We start from the raw sequence: 14,352 nt of genomic DNA, 5'->3' as shown, positions 1-14,352 counted from the left end.
TTCAAGATGGAAAAACACCCGCCGGCAGGGCGGCCGGCGCGTAGAAGCACTCGAACGCCCGCCACGACGCGGTCACGGCTTCCTCGGACAAACCCTGTGTGATGAACACCAGCCGGGAGCGGCGATCTTCGTCGGGCCAAGCCTCGAGGTGTTCCGGAGGATGCATCAAATGCCCGATGCCATGCAAAACCGTGGGCTGCCCGTGCGCGAATCCATCGGCCGCGATGCCCAGCAGCCCCTTGATGCGCAGCAGGCGATCGCCATGCCGATGCACCAGGAGAGTCAGCCAGACGGTGAGCATGAACCATTCGATGGGTCGCTCGAACACCATGCAAAAAGAAGTCGCCTGCGTTTGCGCCATGTGCTGCGCGTGGTCGCCGCCCAGGCGCGCGGGTGCAGGTTTCTCGCCGGATCGGGCTCGCATCGTGCCCGCGCTCACGCGCGCAATCCATCTTGCCGTGTCGTCGGAAGATTCATGCGCGAGGTCGTCGTGCCATGGTGTCGGTCCTGTCGGTGCTTCCAGCTGGCGCGCCAGGGGGTTGAGCCTTTCCAGTGTGGCGCGCAACGCAGTCGCCTGCTCCGTGTTCACCAGGTCTGTCTTGCTGAGCCACAGCGTATCGGCCGCCGCGACCTGCGCGATCCATTCGGGATGCGATGCCTGCTGGTGCCCGGCATGCACCGCATCGATCACCGTCGAAACAAAGGCCGGCCGGAAGTGATGACGCAGCTGCGCATCGCCCAGCAGCGTCGCCAGCACCGGACCGGGGGTCGCGAGGCCTGTGGTCTCGATCACCACGCGGCGAAACGCCGGCAGTTCCCCGCGCTGGCGGCGCGAGAAAAGACGCATGAGCGCGTCCTTGAGCTCGCCCCGGATCGAGCAGCAGATGCAGCCGTTGTCGAGCAGCACGGTGTCGGCATCGATGGAGCCGACCAGCAGGTGATCGAGCCCGACGTCGCCGAACTCGTTGATGAGCACTGCCGTGTCTCCCGCGCTGCTGCCGTGCAGCCAGCGCCGCAGCAGCGTGGTCTTTCCGCTGCCGAGAAAGCCGGTGAGGATGCCGACGGGCAGCACGTCGAAGCCGACTTCCGTCATGGCGCGTCCCGGTTCGCGTTCTGCGCGGGCCAGGGCATGGCCAACGGATCGATGGTGCGCCCCAGCAGTTGCTCGGCCGCGCCCCAGAGCACGCTGAAATCGGGCACCAACACGCTGGCGCCCGTAGGCCCGAGCAGCACATACGACTGCCCATGAAAGTCCTGCAGCTCCAGCCTGAACAGCTTCAGCAACCGATTGGCCCGCGCGATCTGGAGCAGGCGCTGCCGCCGCCCCTGCACAGAGCCGGCGGCCGCGTGGCTCCAGTGCGACGCACCTTGCAACAACCCGCACATTCCGCACATGGTGGTTCGCCTTTTTTTCAGGGCATCACGTCGCCGGAATTCGGACCCAGCGTCTGGCCCACGTACAGGTTGCCACCGGGGTCGGACGCAAGCAACACGGCCGTCGGCGCCACCTCTTCCGCGCGCCCGAAGCGGCCCAGGGGAAGACTGGCTTCCTTGGCCCGCTTCCATTCGGCGCTGATGCCGTCCACCAGCGGCGTTGCGATCGGGCCTGGTGCAATGGCGTTGACCAGCACGTTGGCCGGCGCCATCTCCAGCGCCAGCGACTTGGTGAAGCCGATCACGCCCGCCTTGGCAGCGGCGTAGTGGCACAGCTCCACACCGCCCTTGATGCCCAGCTGAGAGGCCACGTTGATCACGCGTCCCCAGCGTTGCGCGGTCATGTGGGGAATGGCCCTGCGCGCGCAGAGAAACACACTGCGCAGGTCGACGCGCAGCATGTCGTCCCACATCTGCGTGGACATGCTCGCGCACGGCGACTGGGTCAGCATGCCGGCGTTGTTGACCAGGATGTCGATGCCGCCCAGGGCCTGCACGCAGGCATCGATGGCGCGGTTCGCCACGGCTTCGTCGCTGATGTCGCCCACCACGATCTCGACGCGGCCGCCTGCGTCGCGGCAGCGGCGTGCCACGTCCTCCACCCGCGCGCGGTCGAGGTCGGCCAGCAACAGGTGGGCGCCGGCTTGCGCATAGGCCAGCGCGATGGCGGCGCCGATGCCGCTGCCGGCACCGGTCACCACGGCGCGCCGTCCCTGCAGAAGTGCTTGATTCATAGGAGGTCGCTCAGGTTTCAGTCGGGCCAGCGCACGGTCAGGCCACCGTCCGCGATCACCGATTGACCGGTGATGTACGACGCGTCGTCGCCGGTCAGAAAACGGATCAGCGCCGCGACTTCGCGTGCCTTTCCGACCCGCCCGAGCGGAATGCCGGTGGCCGCCTGCTTCAAACCATCGGGCCCCAGCGAGTTGACGGGGTCCAGCGACTGCGGCGTCTCGATCAACCCGGGGATCACGCAATTGCAGCGGATGCCGCGCGGTGACAGCTCCATGGCCACCGCACGGCACAGGCCGGTGACGCCCGACTTCGCGGCCGAGTAGTGCACATGGTTCTCCCACCCGTACACGCCGCCGGCAATCGACGACACCGCGACCATCGAGCCGCCATCGCTCATGTGGCGCGCGGCGGCGCGAAAGGTGCGCATGACGCCGCTCAGGTCGACGTTGATCACATCCATCCATTGCGCATCGCTCATGGCCGTGAGCGGCGACTGGCGCAGCAAGCCGGCGTTGGCGACGGCATGGTCGATGCGCCCGAAGCGCTCGATGGCCGCCTGCGCGAAGCGCTCGACCTGCTCTGTATCGCCCACGTCGACCGCCACCATGGCGCAACGTCCGCCGGCCTCGGCAACCAGGCGCTCGGTCTGCGCCGGGTCGTGCGGATCGCCCGGGAAATAGCCGCCCACCACCGCCACGCCCACCTGCGCGTAAGCCACCGCCAAGGCCTGGCCGATGCCACTCGCGGCGCCCGTGACCAGCGCCACCCTGCCCGACCCTGATGTCGATGAAATCATGTCGCGCGCTCCTTACTTGACGGACTTCGGATCGACGTGCGGCACCAGCATCATCACCACACCCGAAATGATGCAGGGCACCGCGCCCCAATAGACGGCCGCCTGCACCCAGTCGGCACCGTGCGAGAGCGTGTAGGTCACGCCGAAGCCGGCCGCGATGGCGCCCACCTGCCCCATGGCATTGACGAACGATCCGGCGGTGGCTCGGATGTGGCTCGGAAAGCTCTCGCCGACCAGGAACAGCACTGCGGCATACGGTCCGATCAGGAAGAACAGGCCCAGCGAATACAGCGGCACGATGCGCCAGAAATCGCCCTGCGGCGCCTGCAGCATCATGTAGAACGCCATGCCGCCAAGAACCCATCCGATGGCGACAGCGGTGCGGCGTCCGATGCGGTCGCCCAGCCAGCCGTGGAACATGTAGCCGAGAAAGCCGGCCAGGTTGGACAGGATCAGCACCTGCAGGGCATTGGAAAAATCGATGCCCTTGCCCGGCGTGCCGCCTGACCCGCCGAGCACCGATGTGCCCAGCACGGCGAAGATCACGATGGCGAACCAGTTGAGAAAGAAGGCCAGCGCCAGCGACAGCGTCGGCCGCAGCGAGACACCCTTGAACATCGCGGAGATGCCGGTGTGGTGCCGTGCGGCCAGGTCGACGCCTTGCGCATGCGCGAGCCGTTGCGCCTCGTCCGTACGCCCTTCATGCTGCAACTGCGCGATGCGCTTGCTGGTCAGGAACTGCGGTGTCTCGACCAGCCTGCGCCCGAGGATCGCGATCACGACGGCGGGGAACATGGCGAACACGAAGGACAGCGCCCAGCCGCCGCCCGGGCCGAACCAGCGCTCGCCCAACGGGTAGAGCGCCGCCACCAGCACGGCGGTAAGCACCGCGCCGACCGGCCATCCGCCTTGCACCAGCGAGTAGATGAAGCCGCGCCGCTTTGTCGCGGCCGGGTCGGTGTGCACCAGGGAAAACAGTTCGCTGAGATAGGTGGCGTTGATGCTTTGCTCTGCGTAGCCGAGGCCAGCCAACGAGCGCACCAGGATCAGCAACACGAAGCCCACCCCGGCCGACACGCCGATCACCCAGCCCGCAAAGGCCGTCAGGCCCGAACACAGCGCAGCACCGGCGACGGCAATGATGATGCCCTTGCGCCGGCCCAGCTTGTCGGCAATGGGGCCGATGCCGAACGCGACGATGACCGTGCCCAGCGTGACCCAGGTGTTGAGGTTGGTCTGCTGGTCCGCGGTCCACTTGAAATGATCGCCGAGCCTCGGCAGCAAGGTGCCGAAAAGAATGAAGTCGTAGACGGCGAAGACCCAGGCGAAGAAGCAGACCCAGGTGGCGTAGTTGACCTGCTTCTTTGTGACGACGGGCGGCGTCCAGGTGGTGGCGGCGGCTGCCTGCGCGGCGGCCGCGGCGGCATGAGGAGGCGTAGAGGCGTTCATGGCTGTTGTTCGTTTTCTGTAGGTGGTGCGATGCAGTGCCGCTGATTCATCCGCGCGGACTGCGGCGCAGGAAGTCGTCCGCGATCTGGTCGCAGGTCATGAAGCGCACGCCGTCGTGGGCCTTGAAATGCTCGATCAGCCGTTCGAGCATCAGCAGCACCTGCGGCCTGCCGGACACGTCGGGATGGATCGTGATCGGGAACACCGCGTAGTCGTGCTCGCGGTAGACCCAGTCGAACTGGTCGCGCCACATCTGCTCGATGTCGCGCGGGTTCACGAAGCCGTGGCTGTTGGGCGACTTCTTGATGAACATCATCGGCGGCAGGTCGTCCAGGTACCAGTTGGCCGGGATCTCGACCAGCGAGGTTTCGGTGCCGCGCTCCAGCGGCTTCATCCACGTGTCCGGGTGCTTGCTGTAGTCGATGCGGGTCCACTTGTCGCCCACGCGCACGTAGTACGGATGGAAGTCGTTGTGCATCAGGCTGTGGTCGTACTTGATGCCCTTCTTGATGAGCAGCTCGTTGGTGATGGGGCTGAACTCCCACCATGGCGCCACGTAGCCGGTCGGCGCCCTGCCCGCGAGCCGGGTGATGACGTCGATGCTCTTGTCGAGCACGGCCTCTTCCTGCTCGGGCGTCATCGCGATCGGGTTCTCGTGGCTGTAGCCGTGAATGCCCAGCTCGTGGCCGGCGTCGACCACGGCCTTCATCTGATCGGGAAAGGTCTCGGCCGAGTGGCCAGGCACGAACCACGTGGTGGTCAGGCCGTACTTCTTGAACATCTTCAGCAAACGCGGCGAGCCCACCTCGCCGGCGAACATGCCGCGAGAGATGTCGTCGGGCGAGTCCTCGCCGCCATACGAACCGAGCCAGCCGCCGACGGCGTCCACGTCGACTCCGAACGTTACGAAGATTTCCTTGGTCATGGTCATTCACTCCTTGAAGTTGGTTGAGGAAAACACTTGCTCCAGCGCAAAAGCAATCTGCAGAAGCCGCAGGTCGTCTCCCCGCGGACGCATCAGCTGCATGCCGGTGGGGAGCGCGTCGGTGGTGGCATCGGGTGCGCGCACGCGCTCGAAGCCGCTGGGCATCGACAGCGCGGGCGTGTCGAGAAAGCTGCCAGGCATCGTCAGGCGCAGCGTCGCGAGGTTGGTGCTGGCGAAGAGCGCGTCGTCGTCCTGCAGCGGTTGCAGCAGCGGTGCGGTGTGCGCGGTGGTGGGAAGCACCAGGGTCGCGCCGCCCAGTTCGCGCTCGAACAGCGACATCAAGAGCGGCCGCTCCCAGCGCAGGTGCAGATAGCCGGCGGCGGTGAAATGGCGCGCCGCTTCGAGACGGCGGCGCACGCGCGGATCCATGTCTTTTGCCTGCGGTCCGTCGAGCCGTGCTTGATGCATGGCGAATGCTTCATAGGCACCGAGCCAGCCGTGGCTGTCGACCAGGGCTTGCGTCCGGTGCAGGCTGGAAAGCGCCCTGTGCTCGACCGCCGCGCCCGCTTCGCGAAGCTGCTGCATCTGCGCCAGCAGGTTGTTGCGCACCGCGGCGCTGACGCCGTCGCTCTCCAGGATTCGCGGGTCGACCACGAAGGTCTGCTGTGCGAGGAGACGCCGGGCTTCATCGACAGTGCCGGCGAACGCCTCGCGCCCTTCGTTCCCGCGCCCGCCCTGGAGCACCGCGTCCATGAGGATGCAATCTTCGACCGAGCGTGCGAGAGGGCCGACGGTGTCCAACGAGGGCGCGAGCGCGAACACGCCCGTCATCGCGTAACGATGCCTGCTGGCCCGATAGCCGATCAAACCGTTGAAGGCAGCCGGAACTCGCACCGAGCCGGCCGTGTCGGTTCCGATGCCGATCGGCGCCACATCGAGCGCAACCGCCAGCGCCGCACCCGAGGAAGAGCCGCCCGGCGCCCGCGCGCGCACCCCGAGAGCCGGGTTGACCGGCGTGCCGAAAGCCTGGTTCAGCCCCAACCCCGAATAGGCGAACTCGCTCAGGTTGGTCTTGCCTATGCAGACCATGCCGGCAGCCTCGGCATGGGCCACGAGCGTTGCGTCCGCCTCGGCCGGCGCTGCATGCGCGAGCAGCCCGGATCCCGCCGTGGTGGGCGTGCCCTCGATGTCGAACAGGTCCTTCCAGGTCAGGGGCACGCCATCCAGCGGACCGAGCGGCGCGCCAGCCCGCCACCGCGCAGTCGATTGCTCCGCTTGCGCCCGTGCGTGCGCAGCGGTGATCTGCGTGAACACGCCACGCGTTTCTTCGGCGCGCGCCAAGCACTGCTCGGCGACCTCCGTCGGCGTGATGTGGCGCTGCTCGTACGCCGCTGCCAAGGCCTTCACTGTCACCGCTTTTTGCATGGTGCCGGGATCTTCATTGATTTTTTGTACTTTGACATCAAAGTACATTTAAATGGAATGTAGAAGTTTTTCTCCAACCATATTTAGGTGTTAACCCGTATGACCGCCGGCATCGAGACCTGCCGGCAGCGCGACGTGATCACGGGCCAACTTGCATTCGCGACTTCCGATGCACCGTGTTCATGGCGGCGTGGCGCGCCTCGCACCGTCACGCTGTCCATTGCGGAGGGCTCCTGACATGCCGATGCAATCAAGACACGCCAGCAACCGGCGCATTGCCGGCTTCAGGGCCTTGATGCGCGCCGCGGCCGCCAGCGCGCTGCGCGCCGCGACACTGCTGGGGTTCGCTGCCTGTGCGATGACCCGGGCGACGGTACGGCGGAGAAACCCACGGAAGCTTCGCGTCTCGGCAAGCTACAAGAACGCGAGTTTTACCGACAGCTTTCTGGACAGCGGATCGAACTTCTTCTTCCTGAACGATTCGACCATCGCCCAGTGCGCGAAGGACAGCGCTTCCGCCGGCTCCTGTTGCCCGGCCAGCCCATTGGACTTGAGTGCCGGCTTTGCCACGGCAACGGGATCCACATTGAATGAGCGCTTCGCTGTCGCGAGTGCAATCGCTGTTTCGGCCTTCCGTTCTTCTGCGGCAAGCTCGTCGCCGTGCTCAATGAGCGGCAGTCCGCACGGGGCCAGCAAGAGCCGTTCACGGCGTTGGCTCCTCGCTGAGACGACACCGCCTCTTCAGATCACGTTCTTCTCGAGCAGCGGTTTGTTCTCGAGAATCCGCGCGAACGAAACCGGCGAGAGGTCGAGGCTGCGGTACTCGCCGAAGCGGATCAGTTCCGCGATGCCGCGCCCCGCCGCCGGGCACTGCTGCAAGCCATGGCCCGAGAAGCCGTTGGCGAAGTACAGGTTGTCGCAGTCCGGGTGCAGGCCGAGGATCGCGTTGTGGTCGAACAGGTTCATCTCGTAGTAGCCGGCCCAGGCGCCGGTCATGCGGATGGCTTCGAAGGCGGGAATGCGCTCGGCGAGCGCGGGCCAGATGAGTTCGTCGAACGCGGCGTACTCGACATCGAGCGGCGCGTCGTCGGGGTCCTGGTCTGCGGACGGTGCGAAGCCGCAGATGAACTGGCGGCCCTCGGGGCGCAGCCAGATGCCGGAGGTGTCGATGACCAGCGGGCAGCCGGGCAGCGCCTCGGGGCACGAGAAGCTGAACACGCTGCGGCGCCGGCCGCGCACCGGCAGGTCGATGCCGGCCCACTCCGCTACCTTCGCGGCCCAGGCGCCGGCGGCGTTGACGACGATGTCGGCTTCGACCGTCTCGCCGGTGTCGAGCTGCACACCGGTCACGGTGCTGCCCTTGCGGCGAAGTCCGGTCGCGTGCGCCTGCACGTACCGCGCGCCCTGCGATGCGGCCTTCTTGCGGAAGGCCTGCAACAGGCTGTAGCCGTCGTACCAGCCTTCGCCCGAAAGACCCAGCGATGCGAGTTCGACGCCCTCCGTCGATATCCACGGGAAGCGCGCCTTCAGCTCTTCGGCCGTCATCAGCGCCACGTCCACCGCATGCGCCTTCTGCATCGCATGGTTCTCGCGCAGCACATCGACACCGGCCGGCGAGGCCAGGTACAGATAGCCGGGCTCGACGAGGCCGATGTCGGGCACGTCGTCGCCGACGCGCAAGGTCTCGCCGAGGTGCCGGAAGAAGTCGATGCCGTAGAGCGACATCTCGATGTTGATGGCGGTGGAGAACTGCTGCCGGATCGAACTGGCCGACAGCGCCGATGAGGCCTGCTTGTACGAGAAGTCCCGCTCGACCACCGTGACCTCGAAGGGCTCGGCCTCCGGGTCCTTGGTCAGGAAATAGGCGATGGCCGAGCCGATGGCCCCGCCGCCGATGATCACCACTCGACGCATGAAATGCCTTTCCTGGCTGCGCGCGCGCAGGGAGGGGCGCGCGCCCCGCAGAATAGCGCGATGAGAAAAGACATTCCCAACCTGGGCGCGCTGCAGGCCTTCGAGGCCTCGGCGCGGCTGGGGAGCTTCACCCGCGCGGCGGCCGAGCTGGCGCTGACGCAGAGCGCCGTCGGGCGGCAGGTGGCAATGCTGGAGCAACGGCTAGGCGTGCCGCTCTTCTCGCGCGTGCGAAGGCGCCTGACGCTCACCGACGTGGGCCGCGAGTACGCGGCGCGCATCCGCCGGCACCTCGACCAGATCCGCCGCGACACGCTGGAGATCAGCGCCGGCCACGACATGGGCTTCGTGCTGGAGCTGGCCGTGGTGCCGACCTTCGCGACGCAATGGCTCATTCCGCGGCTGCCCGATTTCAGCCGGCAGCATCCGAACATCACGGTGAACCTGTCGGCGCGCTCGCAGCCCTTCTCCTTTCAAGAAAACGCCTACGACGCGGCGATCTATTTCGGCGACCAGTTCTGGCCCAACACGCGCGGCGGGCTGATCTTTTCGGAGGGCGAGATGGTGCCGATCTGCAGCCCGGCCTTTCGCGATGCCAACGGTGCGTGGGACGAAGCGGGCTTCGAGCGCTGCCGCCATGTGCACCTGAGCACGCGCGCGCATGCGTGGCGCGACTGGTATGCGCAGCAGGGCTGGGACTACACGGTGCACGCCTCGCGCGGGCCGCGTTATGAGCTCTTCACGATGGTGGTGGCCGCGACGGCTGCGGGCATGGGCGTGGGCCTTGCACCGCGCATCCTCATCGAGCACGAGCTGCGCACCGGCGAGCTGGTGATTCCCGTGGACCGGCACCTCGATGTGCCGCAGGGCTATTACTTCGCGTACCCCGAAGGCCGTCCGGCCTCCGGGGCGCTCGAGCACTTCAAGCAGTGGGTGCTCGGTTTGAATCCTGCCTAGACCGGATTCGGATTGCGCTCCAGAAACCCCTGCTGGTGCCAGTAAGGATAAGTCCGCGTCACCGCGCTGGCCGCGTCGAGTTCGGCGACCTGCGCGGGCGTGAGGTTCCAGCCCACCGCGCCGAGGTTCTGGCGCAGTTGCGTTTCGTCGCGCGCTCCGACCACCACGCTCGACACCGTCGGCCGTTGCAGCAGCCAATTGAGCGCGACCTGCGGCACCGTCTTGCCGATGTCCCCGGCGACTTTTTCCAGCGCATCGACCACGCGGTACAGCAGCTCGTCGGCCACCGGCGGGCCCATGTCGGCCGTCACATGCAGTCGGCTGTTGGCGGGCAGCGGCTGGCCGCGGCGGATCTTGCCCGTGAGCCGGCCCCAGCCCAGCGGGCTCCACACCACGGCGCCCACGCCCTGGTCTTGGGCGAGCGGCATCAGCTCCCACTCGTATTCGCGGCCGACCAGCGAGTAATACGCCTGGTGCGCCACGTAGCGCGCGTAGCCGTAGCGCTCCGACACGGCCAGCGACTTCATCAAATGCCAGCCCGAGAAATTCGACGCGCCCACATAGCGCAGCTTGCCCGCGCGCACGAGATCGTCGAGCGTGGACACGGTCTCTTCGACGGGCGTGCTCGCGTCAAAGCCATGCAGCTGGAACAGGTCGATGTAGTCGGTGCCCAAGCGCTTCAATGCACTGTCGACCGCTCGCACGAGATGGTGGCGCGACGACCCCGCCTCGTTCGCTCCCGGGCCGTTGCGGAACGTGGCCTTGGTCGAGAGGATGAGCTTGTCGCGCGGCCGGCCCTTGATGGCTTCGCCGAGCACCGATTCGGCGGCGCCGTCGGAATAGATGTCCGCGCTGTCGAACATGTTGACGCCCGCGTCGATGCAGATGTCGATGAGCTTGCGCGCCTCGGCCACGTCGGTGCTGCCCCAGGCGCTGAAGAACTCGCCCTTGCCCCCGAACGTGCCGGTGCCGAAACTCAACACGGGGACCTTGAGGCCCGATTTGCCCAGATGACGATATTCCAAAGTGCTACTCCTTCGAAGAATGAATGAAGCGACGCGCCGACCGGCACGCCGTTGGGTCATTGTTCGCCGGGGCATTGAACCCCTTTGCGCGTCGGGCTTTGTCGAACTCGGCTAAGTAATATCGGCCGATGCGAATCGCCATTGAAAACCCCGACCAGCCCGACGTGATCCAACTCATCGACGACCTCGATGCGTTCCAGAAGCCGCTGTATCCGCCGGAGAGCCATTACGGCATCGACATTGCGGCGCTGTCGGCGGCCAATGTGCTGTTCGCGGTGGCACGCGATGAAGCAGGTACGGCGATCGGCTGTGCGGCCATCGTCATCGAGCCTGAATATGGCGAGTTGAAGCGGATGTACGTGCGGCCGGAGAACCGCGGGCAAGGCATCGCCGACAAGTTGCTGGCGTTTCTAGAAGGGGAAGCGATGGCCCGGGGCTGTGCGATGTTCAGGCTGGAGACGGGCGTGAGCCAACCGGCGGCGCTGTCGTTCTATGCGCGCTCGGGGTACGCGCGGCGCGAACGCTTCGGGCGGTATCCGGAAGATCCGCTGAGTGTCTTCATGCAGAAGGACGCGGCATGACGCCGCCGTGCCCAGGCGCGGCATGCGCCTACAAGCGGTGTTGCAAAACCTGACATCGCGCCGGCAGCCGAGCAAGCACCATGGCGCCTCGATGCGCTGGCCCCTGCCGTCCGGGCATTCGATATCACGGACCGGCCGGCGACGGCGCTCCGGAACCACCCCACGGCCTGCAGAGAAACGCCATGCCTGACACGCCGCCGCACGAGGATTCGCGCTTGATCCCATGCACGCCCGCCGCGCCGCCGGCACCCTCTCGCGCTGTCGGCATGCGCCAGTCGACGGTCGAATGGGCGCTGTCGAATTGGTCAGCTCCGGCGCATGCGCTGAGACCCTTGCAGGCAGGGCCTGCCCAGGCGCCGCAGATGCCGACGGAAGACTTCGATCGCGTGATCGGCGCTGCGGTACACGACGTGCGCAACTCGCTGTCCGCCATCCGCCTGGGCATCGAACTGCTTGCGCGCCGGGGCGATCGGCAGCAGCCCGACGCGGTGCTCGCCCATGTGGACCATGCGGCGGACCGTGCGATCGAGCGGTCCGAGGAACTGGCGGACGTCTGCCGGATCGCGGCGGGCAAGGACCTCGTGATCGCCACGCAGCGTTTTTCGCTGCACGAGGTGGTCCGGCGGGCGATCGACGACGCCGAAGCGCCCTTTACCGCCAGCACGGTCTTCGAGCACGACCGGCTGGGCGACGGCGACTGCCGCGGCGACCCGGCGCGCATCGCGCAGTTCCTGAACCTCGCGTTCGAGGAACTCGCCGGTTCGGGGCTGCCGGCGCGGGTGATCGTCGTCAGCGAGGTGGCAGGCGACCTGTTCCGCGTCGCGGTCTGCGCGGGCGGCGCATCGCCTGAACCGCACGGCTGCGACCGGCCCGACACAGCGCTCTCTAGCGTGCGCCGCCGGCTGCTGCTGCACGGCATTGCCCGCGCGCACGGCGGCCGCGCCGAGTTCGGCGGCGCCCCCGACGGCCGCCCGTCGATAGCGGGCACTTTCCGGGGCGTCCGACGCGGACCTCCGGCCGGCCACTGAAGGCGGCCCCCTGCCCGCACCTTCCGCGCCTTCATCGCGCCGCGGCCTGTGGGCCGGCATGTCGTTGTGCGCAGCGCTTGCAGCGGGCGCGTGGGCGGTGCTGACAGGCGCGGTCGACATTCCAGAGCGCTTCAATCCATGGGCGCCCCTCGACGTGATGGCCGAGCCCGACTGGCTCACCGGCTTCAAGCTCGCACGCGCCCGCCGCGAACCGACGCGCTGCCTCGCTGCGCTCGCACGAACCGGCATGCAATACGACCTGCTGCCCGATCGCGTGACAGGCGAAGGCTGCGGCTTCGAGAATGCCGTTCGCCTGCGCTCGGCCGGGGTGCGCCTGGGCACATCGCCTTCGCTGAGCTGCCCGATGGCGCTGTCCTTCTTCATGTGGGAGAAGCACGCGCTGCAGCCGGCCGCGAAGCAGCGCTTCGGCGAGCCGGTGGTGGCCATCGAGCATCTGGGGAGCTATGCGTGCCGCAACGTGAATCGGGGTGAAGGCGCTGTGCCTGGCGCCTCGCGCAGCCGGCACGCGACGGCGGATGCGTTCGACGTGGCCGGCCTGACGCTCGCCGATGGCCGCCGCATCACGGTGCGGCGCGACTGGTCGGGCAAGGGCGATCCGGAAGACCTGTTTTTGCGCGATGCGCATCGAGGCGCCTGCCGGTTCTTCGACGGCGTGCTGGGTCCCGACTACAACGCGGCGCACAGGGACCACTTTCATCTGGAGACCGGCGGGTATTCGATGTGCCGGTAGCGCTGCGCCTATGAGCCGGATGGGCTTGGCGCAAACACGCTCGGGACCATCGCCGCATGCACCGCATGAACGGCCTTGTCGACCGCCTCGATGCGGCGGTTCAGTTCGTCGTTGATCACGCGCACCAATGCGCTCAGTTCACTGCGCGTCGGATTCAGTTCTTCGGTGTCGCCCAGTTCGAGCGGCACGATGAGCTTCTCGAGGCACGCGTAAGCGCTGTGCACCTCTCGAAGACTTTCGGTGTCGTCGCAGGCCTGTAACGCCAGAGATTCGACGGTGTTTTTCGTCGGGTCAAAAGCGATGCCATTCGCCCGAGAAGCAGTTGTAGATTGCGCGTTAGCGCCGGGGGATACGGCCATATGGCCTCCAAGGAGTGTTGATTTGATAAATCGCCACATCCAACGCCAATTGGAGGCGGCGACTCGAACGGGTTGGCGTACCGGACACCCCTTGCGAGAACCGGCGAGCCTTGCGGCTCCCCGCCCGAGCCGCCAAAAACTGGAGGCACGAACGACGAAGCCGCAGAGTCTCTGCGGAGAAATCTGCGGCTTTCGTCGCAGGGGTGTATTGGGACGCCAATCCCGTGCACGCCTTTTTTGACGTGCGGCGGGCAGTGTATCTCCGACCGGTTCCGACACCTATCGGCGCCCTCGCACGCTCGTCAGAGCATCCCCAGCCATATGACGGTCTCAGTCGATAGCGCGACCACAGGACTCAGCACACGCGTCCAGACATGGCTCGACCGCACGTGCGATGCGGATTGGTCGTGATGCAGTTGCTCTTCCTCGACGATCTGCGAAATGACTCGGACAGCCGCTTCGTCCTTCCCCGCCAGTTCGTGCAACTGCGCCTTCAAATGCCCGAGCACCACGCGCTCGACAGCCACGGTGGTCGCCGAAATCGCATGCCGGCCAAGAAGCCCTGTGAGCAGACCAAGTACCCAGCCGCCGATGCCGCATAGCCAATAGCTGCGGCAGCGCCGAACACCTCGGCGCTGCAGTTCTGCCGCGAACAAGGCCCTGTGCCCCTCCTCGTGGGACTTGAATTCGCGCAGTTCGGGCACCAGCGAAGGCGCGGTCCATCGCGCCATGAATATCTGCGTCCTGTAGATGTTCACTGCGCCCTGCTCGCCGGCGTGATCGACCTTCAGGATTCGTGCGCCCAGCGCCGAACCGCGATCAAGCGTCTTTTGTTCCTCTGTCATCGCTTCCCCCTCGGAATCATTCGATTCTGAGGGGGCGAGCCGATGCGTTCCCGCGGCCTTCTCGGGAAAACACCTAGAAGTCGAACCTCGGGCGAACCCAGCCTCCGCGCTCCCAGAGGAGAAACCACGCT

The 14,352-nt window shown here is 66.7% G+C and carries 15 protein-coding genes and 1 pseudogene; 5 read left to right on the top strand and 11 right to left on the bottom strand.

Going from position 1 to position 14,352, the window contains the following annotated elements:
- Position 1: 1 nt before the first annotated feature.
- From VARPA_RS13240 to VARPA_RS13210, 7 genes are read right to left on the bottom strand one after another with little or no spacing between them, the layout of a single operon-like run.
- Positions 2 to 1,093 (bottom strand): CobW family GTP-binding protein, encoded by a 1,092-nt coding sequence (locus VARPA_RS13240; RefSeq protein WP_013541071.1) that lies wholly within the window; start codon positions 1,091 to 1,093, stop codon positions 2 to 4.
- Positions 1,090 to 1,395, bottom strand: coding sequence for a hypothetical protein (locus VARPA_RS13235; protein WP_013541070.1), 306 nt, complete (start codon positions 1,393 to 1,395; stop codon positions 1,090 to 1,092). The genes VARPA_RS13240 and VARPA_RS13235 overlap by 4 nt, the downstream gene beginning before the upstream one ends.
- A 17-nt stretch (positions 1,396 to 1,412) precedes the next feature.
- Positions 1,413 to 2,168 carry an SDR family NAD(P)-dependent oxidoreductase gene (locus tag VARPA_RS13230; protein ID WP_013541069.1) on the bottom strand — a complete coding sequence of 252 codons (756 nt, stop codon included), beginning with the start codon at positions 2,166 to 2,168 and terminating at the stop codon, positions 1,413 to 1,415.
- Positions 2,169 to 2,185: 17 nt separating this feature from the next.
- Complete coding sequence (locus VARPA_RS13225) at positions 2,186 to 2,965, bottom strand: SDR family NAD(P)-dependent oxidoreductase (protein ID WP_013541068.1); 780 nt, start codon at positions 2,963 to 2,965, stop codon at positions 2,186 to 2,188.
- A gap of 12 nt (positions 2,966 to 2,977) precedes the next feature.
- Positions 2,978 to 4,414, bottom strand: a complete 1,437-nt coding sequence (locus VARPA_RS13220; protein WP_013541067.1) for an MFS transporter — start codon at positions 4,412 to 4,414, stop codon at positions 2,978 to 2,980.
- Between the two features lie 46 nt (positions 4,415 to 4,460).
- Positions 4,461 to 5,339, bottom strand: a complete 879-nt coding sequence (locus VARPA_RS13215) for a polysaccharide deacetylase family protein (RefSeq protein WP_013541066.1) — start codon at positions 5,337 to 5,339, stop codon at positions 4,461 to 4,463.
- Between the two features lie 6 nt (positions 5,340 to 5,345).
- Entirely contained in the window at positions 5,346 to 6,764 is a 1,419-nt protein-coding gene (locus tag VARPA_RS13210; RefSeq protein WP_041942883.1) for an amidase, read from the bottom strand.
- A gap of 169 nt (positions 6,765 to 6,933) precedes the next feature.
- On the opposite strand from VARPA_RS13210, the pseudogene VARPA_RS31980 reads away from it, so the two are divergent.
- Positions 6,934 to 7,338 (top strand): annotated as a pseudogene (locus tag VARPA_RS31980) (DUF3443 family protein); the annotation flags it as partial.
- Positions 7,339 to 7,505: 167 nt separating this feature from the next.
- Here VARPA_RS31980 and VARPA_RS13200 read toward each other — a convergent pair.
- On the bottom strand, positions 7,506 to 8,678 hold the full coding sequence (locus VARPA_RS13200) for an NAD(P)/FAD-dependent oxidoreductase (RefSeq protein WP_013541063.1): 1,173 nt from the start codon (positions 8,676 to 8,678) through the stop codon (positions 7,506 to 7,508).
- Positions 8,679 to 8,738: 60 nt separating this feature from the next.
- Between VARPA_RS13200 and VARPA_RS13195 the strand changes: the two genes are divergently transcribed.
- The gene (locus tag VARPA_RS13195) at positions 8,739 to 9,632 is read left to right on the top strand and encodes a LysR substrate-binding domain-containing protein (protein WP_041942882.1); all 894 of its coding nucleotides are present in this window, start codon (positions 8,739 to 8,741) and stop codon (positions 9,630 to 9,632) included.
- On the opposite strand, the gene VARPA_RS13190 is transcribed toward VARPA_RS13195, so the two are convergent.
- Entirely contained in the window at positions 9,629 to 10,657 is a 1,029-nt protein-coding gene (locus VARPA_RS13190) for an aldo/keto reductase (RefSeq protein WP_013541061.1), read from the bottom strand. The genes VARPA_RS13195 and VARPA_RS13190 overlap by 4 nt on opposite strands.
- A gap of 128 nt (positions 10,658 to 10,785) precedes the next feature.
- Here VARPA_RS13190 and VARPA_RS13185 point away from each other — a divergent pair, with 128 nt between their 5' ends.
- The 3 genes from VARPA_RS13185 to VARPA_RS13175 all read left to right on the top strand — a co-directional run bounded on the left by VARPA_RS13185 (position 10,786) and on the right by VARPA_RS13175 (position 13,017).
- Positions 10,786 to 11,238 carry a GNAT family N-acetyltransferase gene (locus VARPA_RS13185; RefSeq protein WP_013541060.1) on the top strand — a complete coding sequence of 151 codons (453 nt, stop codon included), beginning with the start codon at positions 10,786 to 10,788 and terminating at the stop codon, positions 11,236 to 11,238.
- Between the two features lie 215 nt (positions 11,239 to 11,453).
- A complete protein-coding gene (locus tag VARPA_RS13180) occupies positions 11,454 to 12,266 on the top strand; it encodes a HAMP domain-containing histidine kinase (protein ID WP_144298971.1) in 813 nt (270 codons plus the stop codon).
- Between the two features lie 58 nt (positions 12,267 to 12,324).
- The gene (locus tag VARPA_RS13175) at positions 12,325 to 13,017 is read left to right on the top strand and encodes an extensin family protein (protein WP_013541059.1); all 693 of its coding nucleotides are present in this window, start codon (positions 12,325 to 12,327) and stop codon (positions 13,015 to 13,017) included.
- Between the two features lie 8 nt (positions 13,018 to 13,025).
- Here VARPA_RS13175 and VARPA_RS31610 read toward each other — a convergent pair whose 3' ends face one another.
- Positions 13,026 to 13,376, bottom strand: a complete 351-nt coding sequence (locus tag VARPA_RS31610; RefSeq protein WP_013541058.1) for a hypothetical protein — start codon at positions 13,374 to 13,376, stop codon at positions 13,026 to 13,028.
- Between the two features lie 302 nt (positions 13,377 to 13,678).
- Positions 13,679 to 14,221 carry a demethoxyubiquinone hydroxylase family protein gene (locus VARPA_RS13165; RefSeq protein ID WP_013541057.1) on the bottom strand — a complete coding sequence of 181 codons (543 nt, stop codon included), beginning with the start codon at positions 14,219 to 14,221 and terminating at the stop codon, positions 13,679 to 13,681.
- Between the last annotated feature and the right edge of the window lie 131 nt (positions 14,222 to 14,352).

The organism is Variovorax paradoxus EPS, from assembly GCF_000184745.1.
Lineage (GTDB): Bacteria > Pseudomonadota > Gammaproteobacteria > Burkholderiales > Burkholderiaceae_C > Variovorax > Variovorax paradoxus_C.
Note: the sequence above shows the minus strand (reverse complement) of the source record. Positions and strands in the feature narration are given on the sequence as shown.